This is a genomic window from Niallia sp. 03133 (assembly GCF_052663225.1).
This window is the reverse complement of record NZ_JBQTCY010000001.1, coordinates 475,468-493,769: the sequence shown is the minus strand read 5'-3', so window position 1 is coordinate 493,769 and position 18,302 is coordinate 475,468. Positions and strand designations below refer to the sequence as shown.

Here is an 18,302-nt window from a genome sequence, read left to right as displayed (position 1 = left end):
GTTAGCTGCGGTCCACAGGATGTGGATCACACAAACGTTGCCACAGGATGTGGCGACCTTAGTTTGTGTACCTCCGATAAATATGCCTATCACCTCCCGGATTTTGTCACTTCCCCTTAATAAAAAAACTACAAATTCCGGAAGGTGTAAGGCAACTATTCTATTTTGACAATGGGAAGGTTGATATATATGGTTGTTCCTCTACCAACTTGACTCACTGCACCAATATTTCCATTATGGGCCGTTATAATTTCTTTACAAATTGCAAGACCTAATCCATGCCCTTCCTGATTCGCTTTTCCTCTCCTTGTAAAGGACCTTACAAAGATATGCTGTAAATCCTCTTGGTCAATACCTGAGCCAGTATCTGTTACAAATATGGTAACAGTTTGCTGTTCTTGATTGATTTCTAATCGAACTTCAATAGAACCTTCTTGAATGAATTTCATTGCATTGGAAATCAGGTTAGCAAAAACTTGTTCTATTCTCCCAGGATCTACGAAAATTATTGGGAACTCTAGTTCATTCAAATTTGGCATACTAACTTTATATTCAATTCCTTTAGCCTGTACATCTAATTCAAATAATTTTGTAATATGACTAAATAGTTTACCAACCGATACTGCTTCAAAAGAAAAGGAAATACCTCCAATTTCAAGCTGGGATAAATCAAATAGATCCCGAATTAGTCGACTTAAGGATTTAATCTGAACGAAACTCCGTTCTAAATAGAAAATTTGCTGCTTTGGATTATCCACTATTCCATCTAGAATTGCTTCTATATAGCCCTGAATAGATGTAATGGGTGTTCTCAAATCATGCGATATATCCGAAAGAAGCTCACTTCTTTTTTTCTTTTCTTCTTCAAGGTGTTGATTTACTTTTTCTAAATCTATCGTTCTTTCTTTTACCTTTTCCTCAAGAATCGAATAAATTTGGGCATTCTGAATAGAGATCGCTGCTTGAGAAGCGAGTAAGGAGAGCACTTCCATTCTTTCTTGTGTAAAAGCATGCGTAATTAAATTATTTTCTAAATACAATACTCCAATTAAACGGTTTTGATGCAAAATAGGAAAAGCAAGAACGGATTTAGGTTTGTACGTTTTCATATAATGCTCATTAGTGAACAGTCCAATATTAGCTGCATCTTCAAGAACAATTGGCTCTAGTGTTGTATTTACATAATGTATTAATTCTACAGCCAGTTCATTCTTAAGTGCTTCGAGTTCCATGCTTCCAAGCAGATGTATTCCGCTTTGACTACTTCCTTTGATTATTTTGTGCAGATGATTTTTTTCTTTTATTAATAAAAATCCTTTTTCTGCGCCTGCAACTTCCATTAAAGTCTGCATCATTTTTTTGACGAGCTGTTCTAATTTTATTTCACTGGATAAAGCTTGTGAAACTTTAATAATCGCTTTTACATCCATCTCTGTCTGAAGATAACTTTTTTGATCATCATCTGAAACGTCATTTTTAATAATTGGATATTTTTCTACCATTTTTTCGCAGATTCTTACAGCTCCCCAAGTTTGAAAAAGGTCATATGCATCTTTCAGAAATATGCTACCTAACTTTGAAAGCCCTTTTCCATCGTAATATTTCCCCGTACATTGACTAATAATAGCTGCATCTTGAACAAAGCCATTTTCCATAGCTGCACGGAAAGCATGATCGTACATTCCATCCATATTTTTGTTTAAATAAACAATCGATTCTATTTCCGCTTTTATGACTAAGTATTTATGTTGATAATTTTGCGGGGACTGTTCCGCCCATTTTTTCATTATTTTTAAATCAAACAAGAGTGCTTTTTTATATTTTCTCTGTTTAGATCTCGAGACCTCTCGGTACAAACGGCATATCCATAATGAATGATAAAAATAATATTCAGGCGCATTCACTAAAATGAAAGTACTATTGATTAAAGGTTTTAATTTTTGGATAATTTTTATGGCTTCCTCCTTTTCATCTATTAAATACGCCATTTGCAATCGTAATGTATTATGCATTATTTCATTTGAAGTACTGTCTTGCAAAAAAGGAATGCCAAAGTTAGGCTTCAAATCCTCCCCCATCATGAATTGAAGCCAATACTTCATTTCATAAAGAAACTTTATAGATAACTCATGATTCATTCGTTTTACAAATTCAAATTGCTTGTCTACCTCCTCTAATACTTTTTCTAGGGAGTCTCCATTTATCAGCTTAATCAAAGAAATAAATGGACTTACTGCACTAGCTAGAAAAAGATTACCTGACTCGATGCTATATTTCTGAGAATTTTGCAAGTAGGTTATATTATGATGAATGTGACTATTCCATTGATTAATAAATATTCCATAGACAAGATACACTTGTGCCAAAATACTCTTTTTTCCTTCTCTTTTTGCATGTGTAATCGAAAGCTCTCCAAATTCATTACTTTTGTCTATCCTTCCAAAAGCTGCACTTTGAATTAAAGCATGGTTATTATATACGATCGCAGAAAGGTCCGTATCACCGTATTTTAATGTGTATGTTAAAGCTTTAAGCATTAAGAGGGCGGATAAATTTTGATCATCATGGTAAGCTGAACCATTCATATTATTGATGACTTGGATTAATAATCTTTTCTGTTTCCCCTCCATTTCCGGCAATTCCAAAAGGTTTTTATTGTTATTTGTCGTTAATCTCCATTTTACTAATATAAGTTCTTTTAGAATGGCAAGCTTATGAGGGTTTTTCGATATTTTCCAACCGCACAGTTTTAGTGCCTCCATACCGGTGCAAACAGCCTCTTCGACTCGAAACAAATAATTGTATAAAATGATTTTCAAGTTATAAACTTCAAGCTTCTCTTCTATTGTGTTTCCATACTTTAATAAATCATTAAATGCATGTTCCGATAATTCAAAACGCCTATTTAAATAGGCAGATTCACCAAAGCCTATATAAATTTGAAAGGTTAATGAATAGTTATGCATCCAAGGATTCTGTGGAAGAAGCTCCTTTGCATTTTGAAAATATTGAAACGCGGATTCAAAAGCAGATGTAAGCATTGCTTTTTCACCTGCATCTTTATTCAATACAGCTAATTGTAAACGGTCGTTTTCATCTAAGATATTCCTGCTATTATTCAAATGCTCGACAGCGTTGAATATATCATTTTTGTCTCTTTGCCTTTGAAGTTTTTCAGCATAAAAATAACCAATTCTTTTATGCATTTTTTCTTTTTCAGATGTGGGCATCATTTGATAAAGTGCTTGCTGGACTCTGTCATGAATAAATAAAAAATGTGAATCCCCTTCTCCATCATGGTTCATAAGGGGGGAATATTTAGAAAGCATAAAGCCTTTTTCTACTGCTTCCAATAGCTGCTTTCTTACACTCTCCTTCCTTTGACCATAAATAAAAGAAAAATCATCTAAGTACAGCTCATTTCCAAAACAAGCTGCCATTTTTAAAAGTATTTTTAAAGCATCCGGCAGTTTATTAATATGAAAAATTAAATAATCAATAACATTATCATTCAACTTCAGCTGAAGAATAGGTTCTAAAATTGGTTTCTTACCCTTTTCCGTTATGTACCGTTTCATTAATTTTTGAAATTCAACTGTTTGCAATAGTTGATGAATATAAAATGGATTTCCTAACGTAACATGATAAATGTATGATGACAGCTCACTTAATGGAGCAGAAGATAGCTCGTAGTGATTGGAAATCCATGCTTGCACTTCTTCTTTTTTTAACAATGATACTGGAATCTGAAGGTAGGATCTGTTACTTGCCTTCAAATCCTTTTGAAGCTTATCAATAAACTCGGTATTTCCCATCTCTTCACCATCTCTGAACGCTAAAATAAACAAAATATTTTTTAGTTCCGGAGATTTGATTAAATAATTGAGTATTTCAAAAGTACCTGAATCCCCCCATTGAATATCATCAATAAATAAGACGACGGGAGATTTTTCTGTAATCGCCTGAATAAAAGATTGAAAAGTGAATAAAAATCGTGTATGAGTTTCAACAGAAGACAAATATTCTGGCTGCTCCATTTCACCAACAATCCACTCTAGTTCGGGAAGAAAGGAAGTGATAACATTCATTTGCTCCCCTAACTTCCTCTTTAACAAGTAGTTCCACTCTAGAATGTTTTTTTCACCTGAGGATATTATTTTCCTAACAAACATCTGAAAAGCTTGAGTAATCGGAACGAATGGAGTATTTTTTGTTAATTGATCAAATTTCCCAGAAAGAAAAAAGCCCTCATTTTCTTTCATCATCATTTTTAATTGGTTAACGAGGGTCGTTTTCCCACTGCCTGAGGGACCAGAAATAAACAAAGTTTCCATCTTCCCTGTCTTTACCTTCTCATAAGCATCAATAAGAAACTCCAATTCTTCCTTGCGACCATACATTATCTGTGCTTTTGGTTTGTTCTGATCGTAGCTTCCAAGAAAAAAATCTTGAATTTCTCCAGTTTCGTTATATTCTTTAAAGCATTTTCTCAAGTCAAACAATAGGCTATTAGCAGTTTGGTATCTGTCTTCTGGCATTTTCAATAGTAATTTTTCAATGATCTTGGACAAACTTTTAGGGATTTGAGAATTGATGACGATGGGAGATTTAGGAATTTTTGTAAAATGAGCGTAGATTAAGTCACCTAGATCATTTTTTGCAAAAGGCAGCGTCTTGGTAAGCATTTCATAAAAAATAACGCCTAAAGCATATAGGTCTGTCCGAACATCAGCCTCTCGATCCATTCTTCCAGTGATTTCTGGAGCAGAATAGGCAATTTGATTGACATCATTTATTCCTTTTATCTTTTCAGTAGATGTTTTTTCTTGACTTGCGACGGCTTCCTGGAAACCGATTAAATCAACTTGCTGATTGGTGAAATCAATAAGAATATTAGCAGGGTGAAGATTCCTTATTAAGATATTCTCTGCATGGATGCCAATAATAATCTCTGTCAATTGCAGAGCAAAGGAAAAAAATTCAGTTAATGTTACAGAGCTTAAGGCTAAAAATACTTCTAAGGACTTTACATGAAAAGGTGTATATACAAAAAATCCACTATCCCCTTTTTTCTCATACTTTAATAAAGGAAGGTTGGAAGCAAAAGGAAGACTAGATAAAAATTGAAATTCTTTTTGTAAATCATCTGCATGATACATGTCTTTATAACGCATATTTAGCATTCTAATGATGACTTCTTTTTTATCAATAGTCGAATAAGCTGCGTAATAATTCCAAAATGTATTTGACTCTATTAGTTGGTTCACTTTATAGCCAATTAAATTATTCATTATTCTTCCTTCCTTACTTTAAATGAGTGTTAAGCATTTAGGCGAAAAGAGCCTAGAAGTTCAAGGCAGTTCAGTTTAGAGCACCGTGCTTCTAAAGAAGGTGGCAACTCCAACGTTGCTCACAGGACATGAGCGTTATTAGTTGAAGTATTCTATTTAATCCATAGAGCGGATAACCAAATGGAGCTGAAATTCACAAGCTATTTTCTGGATTTTTTGCACAACATCTTTCGACTCAAAACTTTAGCAAAACTTAAGGTAGACTTATACGAAATTTATAATATTTCTATTATTCTGTTAGTAGAAATATTATTAATTGAAACTTCCTTCAATTGTGGGTGGGATAATATGGAGGTAAAAATGAAAAATCAATTTGAAAATATTCATTTCGTAAAGCCTAACCTTAATCAATTAGAACAAAAAATAGATCAGGAATGGTACCTTCTGATTATAAAAGCAAAAAAATTAGGATTAACTACTTCTGAGGTGAGAAAATTTTTACAGGAACGACGCATTACAAATCCCGAAAGCCATTAAATTTATAACCAATTCCTCTAACTGTAATAATGTACATAGGCTTTGAAGGATCACTTTCTATCTTTTTTCTTAAGTTGCTAATATGTACCATAACCGTTCGATTATCTCCTAAACTCTCTTCACCCCATATGTGCTGAAATAATTGCTCAATAGGATAGACTCGATCAGGATTTTTAGCTAATAAGCATATTAACTGAAATTCTTTTGCAGAGAGAGAAATAGGCGTATTATTCTTCTTTACAACACAGCTTTCCATGTCAATGGATAGTCCAGGAAATGATAATACACCTTCTCTCTTTTCTATTTTTTCATTGCCATTCCATTGTGATCGATTTTGACGGCTTCTTCTTAAATGGGCTTTTATTCTTGCAATTAAAACACCCGGACTAAAGGGCTTTGTAACATAATCATCCCCACCTATTCTTAAACCTAATATTTTATCAACATCATCATCTTTAGAGCTTAAAAATACGATGGGAACATCTGTTTTTTTTCGTATTAATTGACAAATTTCAAATCCATCAAGATCAGGAAGAACAATATCCAGGAAAATTAAATCTGGTTCATTTGCGTCAATTATCTTTAATGCTTCATATCCGTTGAATGCACAAAAAATTTGAAAACCCTCTTTATGTAAATATAAACTCAAAACCTCTTTAATGTCATCATCATCATCCACAATCAGGATTTTTTCTCGCTCCATGCCTATTCCTCCTAAACCAAACCTCTATTTCTGACAACCCTTTCTTATGATTAGTAAGTGGAACCTTCATCAGTAGAGTGGTTTTTCTGCCTTAAAAGATAGATAAAGTAAACTTCCATCAGTGGGGGTTTTCCTCATCCCCCACTGATGGTTAATTGCACTTATCGGACCTTTACGGGCAGTTATCCCCATCTACCTTCCTCGATTTCTCGGAATCTTGAGGCGGGGGGCTTACTGCCCGTTAAGAGTGGGATAAAAAGAATATCCTCATCTATATATTTCAAATGGCAACCCTGAAAAGTGTGGTGTTCTTGTGAGTAGTCCGCAGCCGGCATACACTTCGCTTTCCATGGGGCGGGCGTCGAGCCTCCTCGGAGCTTTCGCTCCTGCGGGGTCTCGGCTGTCCCGCTAATCCCATAGGAGTCTTCGTGTATGCCGGCTGCTCCGTGCTAAAAAATAGGGATACTGCTTCTTTTCATGTGCCATGGTGCAAATTTCTTTTGCATGGGTGTCTACACTGAAAATAAGCACTCTAATATCTAAAAAACAACATTAAGCTATAACAGAGCCTTTTAATAGAAGTTGACTTTACAATCTATTAATTTTGCAATATCCATTTATGACCTTTAAAGCAGGAGACTTAAACATCCCCATCTCTCTTTTAAACTTAAAACGAATACATATTCCATTTACTCTATGCTTTTTTGAAAATTATAACATTTCAGGGTAGTAAAGTCCCTTAAATTGATATGAATAGTAGAAAAGATTTTCAATAAAATAGATAAAATTCCCTAATCGTTTATACATTAAAAAATAACATCTTAACGATATTCACAATTGTTCAATAGATTGATCGATATTACCGATGCTTCTAAACTTTTCATGATGGAAGCTAACGATTTTCCTTTCTTTAATCCTAATGTATAAACAGCAATAATCAATGTGATTAATAGTGGAACAGCAGGATCGCCAATGAATTGGAAATTCTTCTGCGCAGGCCCTACTTACGAACCCGCTCCCTAAAAAGTGGACTGCACAAATAATAAAAGCCCTACCTCAAAAAAAGTAAATTGTTCCGTTCGTGGAGAAACATAGGAAATAACATATCAATTAACAACCTAAATCGAATACTAATTTAGGGTTTTTCAACATATATAATTGCATAGCAATTAACTCACTAAATAACATAGTGACAATAGTTATGGTTAAAGTGTTAAATGAAATGTTAAAAAGTCTGTTAATCACTACACTAATTATGTTATGTCTGAAAAGGAATTGTTAAAATAAATTTATGGAATGTGTAGATATGTACTTAAACTAATAGTACATTTAAATAGGTATAATATTGTTTTTTTTATATAGGGGGTTTGAGGTGTTTTCATCTATTAAAAAAAATTTAACTTTATCATTAATTGCTACACTTTTTTTTATTGGCATCATCTTTATTACATATAGTATATGGCTTGATTTTGCAGGTATTATTTTCCTTTTATTGATTATCTACATTGCAAATGTAGATAATCGTTTTGTAACTTCAATCTTTATCACCTTCCTTATGAGTTTTTTACTCTATCAACTAGCAAATATATTTATAGATAAATTTGAAATTTCAAGAGAGTTAAGAGTTCTTATAAATAGAGGATTACTTATCATTATCATTATTGGATTGAGTACAGTTAACCTATTTCACAAAAAGAAAATATCCTTTTTTAACCACAAAGTAAAATGGAGTAATTCTATTTCTATGCCTTTCCATTCAATTAAATTATCATACTTTATGATAATTGGAGTAATCATATCTGGAACAGTTTTTATCCCATTTATTCTTGAACAAGAGTTTAGTTATATTAAATCAATTTTACTCTTTGGGTTATTGTTTTCGATAATCAACGCCACACTTGAAGAACTTATTTGGCGAGGTATAATGCTAACATGTTTGAAAGAGTATATTTCCGTTACTAATGCAGTTATCATTACGAGTATTGGCTTTGGTTTATTGCACCTTATAGTGGGGATCCCCTTCATTATTAGTCTATTATTTTCTTTCGGTGGATTGTTTTATGGGTTTGTCGTAATAAAAACGAATAGCATATATCCTGCAATAATATTTCACTTTGTTGTGAATATTGGTATGGTTCTAAGTGGTATAATACTTTAATCTTTTAATGGGACAAGTAAATTAAAACGCTTGGATTTAATTTTTAATCCAAGCGTTTTTTCGTTCTAATTATATTGTTATTTGAACCGCTATTTCTGTTGAGATTTTCAATCTTTTTTAATATATTATTTTCCATTTTCTCCACAATATCGGAACTACATATCCAAAAAGATGGACTATTATTTATCCCACACTTAACGGGCTGTATGACCCCCACTGATGGAAGTTTACTTTATTCTTCCTCAAAATAAGGATTCAAATGAATGAGCACTTCTTCGATATTATCGTATTTTTTCATCAGCTTCTTTTTTATTTCTCTGGACAAATCGTGTCCTTCTTTGATCGTTTTATTGTAATCAATTGCGATCCTGAGATCTACTAATACATAATGACCGTGTTCTCTAGCCCTGATCCGGTCGATTCTCTTCACATCCGAAAAAGAAGAGATAATGGCACGGTAATCTACCAGTATTTCAGAATCAACATTTCGCTCTAATAAAATATCAAATGCCTCTTTCAGCATTTCCCTCGCTATTTTAAAAATTAAATAAGCTACAACAATACTCGCTACTTTATCGCCAAACAGCAGAAAATGAATGTGAAATTTTGCTCCAATGATGGACAATAGAACCCCTACAGCTGCAGCAATGCTGGCAACGATATCTGCTTTATGATCATAAGCAATGGCCTCAATCGCCTTGCTGTTCTGTTCTTCCGCAATTTTCATCGAATATCTATAAAGAAATTCTTTTGCCCCATATGAAATAACCGCAATCCACATAGCAAGCAAGTTTGGTGTAGCGATTGGATGAAACAATCCAACAGCTGCCTCATATACAACATAAAAAGAAACAGCGAGCAGCACAATTCCAACAATCCCCGACACAATAATTTCTGCTTTCCCGTGTCCATAAGGGTGTTCCTGATCAGCAGGCTTATTTGCAATTTTTATTACTAACAGAACAATAATAGAAGCAAAAACATCGGCTGCTGAATGAATACCATCTGCAAATACAGCATCACTATTTCCGATCCACCCGACCATTAACTTGCCTACTGTTAAAAGAATATTGCTGATAACACTTATCCAAGCTACCTTTTTTGCTAAAGACTCTCTTGTCGACAACATAAACCTTCCCCTCATAAAAAATCACCATTGTATCTTAACAAATGAGAATACAGTGGGTCTATAGAAACAGTGTTGATACCCTTCACACTTGAAGTAACAGGAAAACAGTTTAAGTTTGTACCGAAAAAGTTTCCCTAACGAAAAACGGATCTTTTTGCAGGAGAGTTTCTGTTTTTTACGGTGATTTTTCCTTTTTATCCTGCGGACTTTCTTCCCACATCCGGTTGACTTTTTCTTTTAAGTTTCCCTATTTATTAGAAAAATTTTTTATTAAAAAAATATAGTTTATGTATCAAATGAAGCTTTTTGTAAAAAATAACAAAAAATGTTAGGGTGAATTTAATGACTACCATAATAGATGCTGTAAAAGATAATTTGCAGATGAATTTAGATGATGAACCAACAAATCCAATGCATGTTGGGGAAGTAATGAACACATGGCTCTATTTAACCATTATGGATGAAGCTGCTATTTATATTCAAATTGGATTAAATACAACAACAGATGATGATGTAAAACAAATGCTGCAAGATAGTTTAAAACAATGGATTCTCAGGGGCAAGGATTCAAAGAGTTTATGGAAAAGGAAGGGATACACTTGCCTCCTTCGAGTGAGGAGCGTCCCCAATCAGATCCAAATGGCGTTCCTTTAGGAACGAAGTTAACAGATGATGAAATTATGAACGGATTAAGCATAAAAACAGTTGCTGCTGTTGTTCATTGTGCTACAGCAGCTTCACAATGCGTCCGAAATGATGTCAGCGTTCTTTTTACACAATGTATGCTGGAAAAAATCAAATTTGGAACCACATTAAAGGATCTTATGAGAAAAAGAGGCTGGATTAAAGTGCCTCCTTATTATTATCCACCAGGGGCTCCTAAACTCCAATAAAAATAACCAAGTTGATAAGGCATCTGATTCTTTTAATCAAGAAGTCTTATCGTCTTGGTCGAAATCATTTATCCCACTCTTGACGGGCAGTAAAACCCCAATGTCATCAACTTAGATTCCATAAATTGTAATATTTTAAAAGTGATTGGTTTGGAGAGGCGTCTGCTCGACTCCTATGGGAATTGCGAGACAATTGAGACCCCACAAGGAGTGTCTGCGACGAGGAGGCTCAAGCGTATCCCCATGGAAAGCGAGCGGTAAGCCTCGGAAAACCTACGTATACTCACATTTTTCATTCGATTTCTAATATATTGAAATTTAACTTGATGACATTGAGTAAAACCCCCATCTCAAAAATGCTGAGAAATCAAGGAAGCTATAGGGGATGAAGCCCCCCTCACTTATGGAAGGTTCACTCTATTAGTCGCACTTTTTCAATCGCTTGGAAGAAAACATTTATGCGTTATGATTCGTTTCCCCCCGTTTCTTTCCATAATTCCGCGTTCCTCTAATTTTCACTTCACCTTATACTACTAATAAATAAATCAGTTTTTTTCTAGTGGAGCGGAATTGTTTCTCTAAGCTTGCTTCTGTCATTTCCCAACCGTTCATCAAACAAAAAATCGTTTACCGTATTCTGTTGTTTTAGCTGAATAACAACCTTGTCACCTATTTTAAATTGTTCAAATAAACCGCAGTGGACAAGAATCAGTTCACCTTGTACTTCCACTGTATAATGCATCTCTTTTCCTTGAAATTGAGCATTGCGCACAATTCCCTCTACCCCTGAGCCTTGCTTCGATAAACCCAATTGCTCTGGACGAATAGGACAAAGCTGTTCTTTATATAAATTTTCTGATACATAAGGAACAGTCCAATGAATTCTGTTATCGCCAAATGGATGAAAGATGCTATTATTCCAACTCCCACGAAAAATATTTGCCTTGCCCACAAAGGCAGCAACAAAAACAGTCTTTGGTTTTCTATAAATTTCTTCTGGTGTGCCTACTTGTTCTATTTTTCCATCTTTCATTACTACAATTTTATCTGCCATTGCCAAAGCTTCTGATTGATCATGTGTTACATACACAATCGATATATGTGTTTTTCGATGAATTCTTTGAATTTCATTTCGCAATTCCATTCTCAATTCAGCATCAAGGCTACTTAACGGCTCATCCATCAATAATAAAGATGGCTTAGGAGCAAGAGCCCTAGCAATGGCCACACGCTGCTTTTGTCCTCCTGATAATTCATGTGGCATCCTCTCTCCAAAATCCTCTAATCCTACAAGAGACAACATTTCCCCAACCCGCTCATCTGCTTTTTCCTGTAGCTGCTTTTCAACAAAGTGGTGATATCTTAAAGGAAAGCGAATCTGTTCTTTCACTTTCATATGTGGCCAAAGTGCAAATGATTGAAAAACCATTCCGATATTCCGCTGTTCTGGCGGTATTCTTCTTCCCTTTTGAGCAACGAGCTTTCCATTCATATCAATCTCTCCCTCTGTGGGGGTATCAAAACCAGCTAATAATCGCAGCAAAGTTGTTTTTCCACAACCAGAAGGCCCCAAGATTGCCACAAATTCTCCATCTTCAATAGATAAATCGATAGAAGATAATGCCGATGTTTGATTAAACCTCTTACTAACTTGACGAATGCTTGTGCTCATGAATTGTTCACCTTCTTTTTTCCTATTTTTTGAATGACCCTAACGATTAAGCTAAGCAGCAGCATCGTTCCAATAATACAAACGGAAAAAGCAGTGGAATACATTGTATATCCGGCTTGTTCAAAATTAAAAATAATTAAACCAATCGTTTCGGAACCACTCGACCATAATAAGGAGGACACAGTTAATTCTGTAAATGTTGTAACTAGTACAAGAAATGCACCACTTAATATACCTGACATTAACAAGGGAAGCATAATATTGCGCCATTTTGCGATTCCACTTGCACCTGATACATGTGCTGCCTCCTCCATTTCAACAGATATTTGCGACATTGCAGTCATGCTTCCACGAAGCTGCAAGATCATAAATCGTGTAACATAGGCAATAATTAATATCCATATGGAGCCATAAATACCTGGGTTCCAGCCTGAAATAGGCTGCATCCATGCAAAAATCATGGCGAGAGCCAATACCATGCCAGGCAGAGCATAAGGAATTCCCATGATAATTTCCATTGCTTTTGCAGCTGCATTATTTTTGCGTACACGATAATAAGCAGCAGCCGTCCCAACAATTAGACAGACAACCATTGTGAAAACAGATAGCTTTAAGCTATTTAGCAAGGCTTGCTGGGCTTTATCATATTCAAATAATACATATCGATAATGATCAAACGTGATATTTTTTAACGTAAAAGGCAAACCATATGCTTTTATCAGCGAAGCTGCAATCATGGATAAAATAGGAACAATGCTAATAAAAATTAAAAAGAACCAGATAATAAACTCAACAGCTAAACGATATTTGCCAAAAGAAAATCTGGGAGCTTTATCGGGAATAGTTGTTTCAGTTTGGTTAGATCTCCTTAATAATCCCCATTGCAGAAAAGTTCCAAGCAATGCTACCATGCCTAAAATAACGGATAATGTTGCTGCCCTAGCAAATGAATTTGGACCAAAACTGACCATTTCCTGATAAATAGCTGTACTTAACACATTGATATTTGCTGGAATGCCAAGGAAAGCAGGAATTCCAAAATTATCTAAATTCGTTAAAAACACAATCCATCCACCACTGACAATGCCTGGAAAAGCAAGTGGGAGCGTTACATGAAGGAAAAGTGTTCTGTTTGATCCACCTGACGATCGAACTGCCCATTCTAAGTCTCGGGGAATGCGGCGCAGCACATTTACCGTAAATAAATAGACAAGAGGATAGTGGGAAATGCCAAGAACAAATATGATGCCTTCATAACTGTATAAATTAATGGATTCCACTTGCCAAGGCAGCAAGGACAGCATCTTCATCAGAAATCCATTTTCATTTGTAAATTGAGTCCACGATAACGTAACGATATAGGAAGGGATAATAAAAGGAAGAATAATTAAAAATTGCAGTCCTTTTTTAAAACGAATATCACTGTAAGCTACTATCCATGCCATCACTATACCAAGCAATAGAGAGATGCATGTAGATCCGCTTACAATGAAGAAAGTATTCTTTAGCATCGTCCATGTAGCTTTTTCCGATAAAATATTTAGATAGTTATCCAATGAAATTCCTTGCTCACTAGAAAAACTCATCCAAACTAACCGAATGATCGGAACCATAAAAAAAATCACTAGCAATACAAGAAAAAATGCCTTTATCGTATGTATCACAATACTTCGTTTCGTTGGGATCAAAATAGACGAAACATTCAATTTTTCTAATAAAGGCACTGACATGATATACACCTCATTTCTCTCTTCATTTTTTAAAAGAGCTCAAACTGCCAACAGAACGATACCATTGTGCAATTTGAAGCTCGAAGGATGCGAGTCAATCGACGTTGCCACAGGTCGTAGCGTATTTAGCCGGCCAGCGCCTAATGTACTTTGCACTCCTCCTTACGATAAGTCAACATCGAATCGCTCTGCTCTTCGGATTGCTCCAGTCCATACGTCGATAACCGGACGCTTACGCTTTTCTTGTTATTCTCCCAACAGCTGTTTAAATTGCTGTTTGTCTGCATCTCGAGTCTTTAATAATTCGTTTGTTGGTGCTGATAAAATTTTCATTTCATCCATTGTTTTTAATCCTTTTGGAGCATCCATTCCTTTGCGGATTGGTGTATATCCAAGTCCTTTTGCCAATGATTGGCCATCTTCAGATAATACATAATCAACAAATGCTTCTGCGGCTGCTTTATTTTTTGCATCCTTCATAATGCCGATTGGTTCTGTAATAACTGGCACTCCTTCTTTTGGATACGCTAGATCAACGGGTGAACCTTCTTGTTTTGCACGTGCTGCCAAATAATCAACCACCATGCCATATTGTTTCTCTCCGCTTGCAATGGCTTTCAATACTGCTCCATTTCCTTGAACTACCGTTAATTTGTTTTCATGAAGCTTTTTAAAATAATCCCAGCCAAACCCAGCATCACGGCTGATGACACCAACATTATATGCAGCAGCGCCAGAATAAAGGGGACTTGGCATAATTCCTTGCCCCTTTCCTGCTGAATCAATTAAGACATTCCAAGAAGATGGAAGTTCTTTCACTTTATTCGTATTTACAGCAAGAACAGTAGACATTATTTTTGTACCTGTGTACATATGATCTTGATCGACAAAATCAGCAGGAATTTCCGCTAGTTCTTTCGATTCGTATGGCATTAACAATTCTTGTTCCTTTAAATTTTCAAACGTTACATTATCAGCAACTAATAGAACATCCGCCTGTACACTTCCTGCTTGTTTTTCTGCTAATACTTTTCCGACTACTTCTTCTGTTCCTGAACGAAAAACTTGTACTTTTACATCTGGGTATTTACTATTAAATCCTTTCACAAGCTCTGTTACATCAGTATCAGGCTGTGAAGTATAAAATTGCAGTGTTCCTGAAATAGCATCAGCACCATTTTTCTTTTCTGTATTTGTTTCGGAAGAGGCCGTATCTTTGGTTTTTCCACAAGCACTAAGCAATAAAATAAAGGAAAGCAATAAAAAGACAAGGGCTTTTTTCATCATTAAATTCCTCCTAAGAATTTATTTGCAACGGTTCTTCAAAGAAGCGCTGTAATTTTTTTATATGTTTTCGTTCACTCATTTTCCCTTCAATTGGAGTAATCGTTACATACCCCTCTCTTAAAAAAGCATAATCTCCTACTTCTTTAAAATTATCTAATTGCGGTAGATGATCTTTTAACCAATAAAAAACTTGTCCGCTCGGATCATTTATCCCTACGTGTCTATAGCGGGACACTGATAAATCTAGAGGGACTACTTTAACACCTTTGCACAATTCTTTTGAAATGTATGGAAGATTCATATTCAACACAATATTTTTTGGAATTTTATTAGCAAGTATGGATTCCAGCACGTCATAAAGCAGTCTTTTTGGAATAGAAAAATCGACTGTATTTATATCGTAGCGGTTAAGCGACAAAGAAATTGCTGGAATTCCTAATAGTGCTGCTTCCATTGCAGCGGCAATCGTTCCAGAATAGTGGACATCTCGTCCTAAATTGGCACCAAGATTCATTCCGGAAAACACATAATTCACTTTTTTGTTGACTAAAACATCTACTCCTAATTTCACACAATCAGCAGGTGTTCCATTCACAGCCCAGGACCTTACATTTTGTCCAAACACGGAAACCGGTGTGGCTTTAAGCGGCATTCGCAGTGTAATAGAATGACTGATAGCACTTCGTTCTTGGTCAGGACAAACAACATATACCTCTCCAAAATGCTGTAATACTTCCACCAATGCCGCAACACCTGGAGCAAATATTCCATCATCATTTGTGACCAAAAATCTCATATAACTCTCCCCTTTTCTTCTCCTAACAAGCATGCACTTAAATACTTAAGATGTTTTTTCAGCAATAATTTCTGGCCAAAAGGATCATACCCTTCCAGTACGATTGGATAATGGAATGAAGTCAATTCCTTTAAAATAGGGAATAATGTTATTCCCCCCTCTCCTAATGGAATATGAAATACGTTATCACGTGAATCGCTTAAATGAATTTTGTTAATTCTTTTTAGTTTTTTTAAATACAATAACGGATCAATATGAATAGGCGTATGTGCTACATCAAAAGTAGTTTGTATTTTTTCAGATCGGTTCTTCGTTAATTCATTCATTATTTCCGGCATCGTGATAAACTCTTTTTTCACATTTTCCATTAATTCCAGCGAGATAATGACATCATTTTGAATCCCCAATTCCTCAATCAAATCAACTGTTTCATGCAAACACTGCAAATGCCAATCCGCCCAATCGCCAGACAATGTTAGCCTTCCAGGATGAACTGTCATATTTACTGCTTGTATAGCTGACGCTAACTCTATAGAACGATGAACTTCTGCTATCGATTGTTGGCGAATTCCCTTGTTTAATGAACAAAGATTCAAGTCCCAGCTAGCAGCATGCAATGTTAATTCCAAACCGTATTGGTCTGCTAATCTAACAACATCATGTTCGGAAAAATGATGATGCCAAAATTGTTCGGCCCATAATTCAATCCCGCTTAAACCAAGACCAGCAAACTCCTTGCATATTTCCTCCCATGATTTCCCCCATAATAATGTGGAAGATCCATACAGTTTCATGTTCTAACATCTACCTTCCTAATAGACTCCAGCCAAGGCAAAATTAGTTTTGGGTCACAATCAACCGAACCAACCTTCTCCCTTCTGGATTTTCCATGAAAATCACTTCCGGCACTTATAAGCAGTTGATGGTGTTTTGCTTGATTAAGCCAATATTCTGTTGCCTCTTGATCATGTGTGAAATAATAAGCTTCTATTCCATCAATTCCTTCTTTTACCAACACTTCCAGCGACCAAGAAAAGGTATAAAGGCTTGGGTGGGCGATAAAAGCTTTTCCTCCACAAAGGTGAATTAGTTCAATTGCATCTAATGACGAAAATGGAGAACGCTCCACAAATGCAGCTTTTCCTTTTATCAACAATGCATCGTATGCTTCTTTAGCATTAGAAAAATATTGATTACTTGCAAGTTCCTCTGCAATATGTGTTCGCACGATCACTCCTCCCTCAGCTCGTTTAAAGCAATTTTCCCATTCTATGTTGTAGCCAAGCTCTCGAAGCTTTTCTACTATTTGTCTACTCCATCTCTTTCTCTCCTGTTTACGCCAAATTATGTATTGTTGGAGTTTCGGATGATCAAAGTTGATTCCATATCCAAGAATATGCAATTCTCCATTAGGTCCACTTGTGTTTATCTCTATTCCAGGTATCAAGGAAATCCCGCATCTTTCCGCGTTGTTTTTAGCTGACCAGTACCCAGCAATTTCATCATGATCCGTAATGGCCATGATATTTACGCTTTTTTGTCTTGCTAGAAAAACTAATTCTTCTGGAGACAGCTCTCCATCTGAACAAGTAGTGTGCATATGTAAATCGATCTTCATCCCAATTCCTCCCTCCTTACATCTTTAATGTTAAGACTTCTTTATAAAGTTCATATATAGAAGATTTATAGATTTCTTTAAAGCAATGTAAATGGAATTTGTTTACATTCTCTTTAAAAAGTAGAATTAAATGAAAAAAGCTTACCTTTTCAGTATTTAGAGGATGATAAAACTGATTTTTTTGTTAATTAAAGGTAAATTCTTAACATATAATTTACACATTTGAAAATAATTAATAGGAACAGAGAATAAAACCATGGCTTAAATAAAGTAAACTTCCATTAGTGGGGGTTTTTCCTCATCCCCCCACTGATGGTTAGTTGCACTTATCGGACCTTTACGGGCAGTTATCCCCCACCTAGCTTCCTCGATTTCTCGGCATCCCCGAGATGGGGTCTTACTGCCCGTTAAGAATGGGATAAAGGACTATCTTTAAAAATACAAAAAAACGCAAGGGAGGATACTATCTATCCTTCCTTGCGTAATTC

Annotated in this window: 13 protein-coding genes and 1 pseudogene; 4 read left to right on the top strand and 10 right to left on the bottom strand. The window is 35.4% G+C overall.

Going from position 1 to position 18,302, the window contains the following annotated elements; genetic code table 11:
* Positions 1-155: 155 nt before the first annotated feature.
* Positions 156-5,291: an AAA family ATPase gene (locus tag ACTYBU_RS02420; RefSeq protein ID WP_445486845.1), complete on the bottom strand. Its 5,136-nt coding sequence runs from the start codon at positions 5,289-5,291 to the stop codon at positions 156-158.
* A 360-nt stretch (positions 5,292-5,651) separates the two neighbouring features.
* On the opposite strand from ACTYBU_RS02420, the gene ACTYBU_RS02415 reads away from it, so the two are divergent.
* Positions 5,652-5,828 carry an anti-repressor SinI family protein gene (locus ACTYBU_RS02415; protein ID WP_445486844.1) on the top strand — a complete coding sequence of 59 codons (177 nt, stop codon included), beginning with the start codon at positions 5,652-5,654 and terminating at the stop codon, positions 5,826-5,828.
* Here the strand turns inward: ACTYBU_RS02415 and ACTYBU_RS02410 are convergent.
* Both ACTYBU_RS02410 and ACTYBU_RS02405 read right to left on the bottom strand, forming a co-directional pair.
* On the bottom strand, positions 5,806-6,531 hold the full coding sequence (locus tag ACTYBU_RS02410) for a response regulator (protein ID WP_445486843.1): 726 nt from the start codon (positions 6,529-6,531) through the stop codon (positions 5,806-5,808). The genes ACTYBU_RS02415 and ACTYBU_RS02410 overlap by 23 nt on opposite strands.
* Positions 6,532-7,352: 821 nt before the next feature.
* Positions 7,353-7,514: pseudogene (locus ACTYBU_RS02405) on the bottom strand (GntT/GntP/DsdX family permease); the annotation flags it as partial.
* A gap of 389 nt (positions 7,515-7,903) precedes the next feature.
* Here ACTYBU_RS02405 and ACTYBU_RS02400 point away from each other — a divergent pair.
* Positions 7,904-8,689 carry a CPBP family intramembrane glutamic endopeptidase gene (locus ACTYBU_RS02400; RefSeq protein WP_445486842.1) on the top strand — a complete coding sequence of 262 codons (786 nt, stop codon included), beginning with the start codon at positions 7,904-7,906 and terminating at the stop codon, positions 8,687-8,689.
* Positions 8,690-8,921: 232 nt separating this feature from the next.
* Here the strand turns inward: ACTYBU_RS02400 and ACTYBU_RS02395 are convergent, their stop codons facing one another.
* Positions 8,922-9,818 (bottom strand): cation diffusion facilitator family transporter, encoded by an 897-nt coding sequence (locus ACTYBU_RS02395; protein WP_445486841.1) that lies wholly within the window; start codon positions 9,816-9,818, stop codon positions 8,922-8,924.
* 342 nt (positions 9,819-10,160) lie between these two features.
* Here ACTYBU_RS02395 and ACTYBU_RS02390 point away from each other — a divergent pair, with 342 nt between their 5' ends.
* Together ACTYBU_RS02390 and ACTYBU_RS02385 are read left to right on the top strand one after the other, a co-directional pair.
* Entirely contained in the window at positions 10,161-10,472 is a 312-nt protein-coding gene (locus ACTYBU_RS02390) for a hypothetical protein (protein WP_445486840.1), read from the top strand.
* Positions 10,397-10,711, top strand: coding sequence for a DUF3231 family protein (locus tag ACTYBU_RS02385; protein ID WP_445486884.1), 315 nt, complete (start codon positions 10,397-10,399; stop codon positions 10,709-10,711). The genes ACTYBU_RS02390 and ACTYBU_RS02385 overlap by 76 nt, the downstream gene beginning before the upstream one ends.
* A gap of 556 nt (positions 10,712-11,267) precedes the next feature.
* Here the strand turns inward: ACTYBU_RS02385 and ACTYBU_RS02380 are convergent.
* From ACTYBU_RS02380 to ACTYBU_RS02355, 6 genes are all read right to left on the bottom strand, one after another.
* Positions 11,268-12,383 (bottom strand): ABC transporter ATP-binding protein, encoded by a 1,116-nt coding sequence (locus tag ACTYBU_RS02380; RefSeq protein ID WP_445486839.1) that lies wholly within the window; start codon positions 12,381-12,383, stop codon positions 11,268-11,270.
* Positions 12,380-14,113, bottom strand: a complete 1,734-nt coding sequence (locus ACTYBU_RS02375) for an ABC transporter permease (RefSeq protein ID WP_445486838.1) — start codon at positions 14,111-14,113, stop codon at positions 12,380-12,382. Before ACTYBU_RS02375 ends, ACTYBU_RS02380 begins: the two co-directional genes overlap by 4 nt.
* Before the next feature lie 246 nt (positions 14,114-14,359).
* Positions 14,360-15,400, bottom strand: a complete 1,041-nt coding sequence (locus tag ACTYBU_RS02370; protein WP_445486837.1) for an ABC transporter substrate-binding protein — start codon at positions 15,398-15,400, stop codon at positions 14,360-14,362.
* Positions 15,401-15,410: 10 nt separating this feature from the next.
* Positions 15,411-16,196 (bottom strand): 5'/3'-nucleotidase SurE, encoded by a 786-nt coding sequence (gene surE, locus ACTYBU_RS02365; protein WP_445486836.1) that lies wholly within the window; start codon positions 16,194-16,196, stop codon positions 15,411-15,413.
* Positions 16,193-16,990: a sugar phosphate isomerase/epimerase family protein gene (locus ACTYBU_RS02360; protein ID WP_445486835.1), complete on the bottom strand. Its 798-nt coding sequence runs from the start codon at positions 16,988-16,990 to the stop codon at positions 16,193-16,195. The genes surE and ACTYBU_RS02360 overlap by 4 nt, the downstream gene beginning before the upstream one ends.
* A complete protein-coding gene (locus ACTYBU_RS02355; protein WP_445486834.1) occupies positions 16,987-17,814 on the bottom strand; it encodes a PHP domain-containing protein in 828 nt (275 codons plus the stop codon). The genes ACTYBU_RS02360 and ACTYBU_RS02355 overlap by 4 nt, the downstream gene beginning before the upstream one ends.
* Positions 17,815-18,302: the final 488 nt, after the last annotated feature.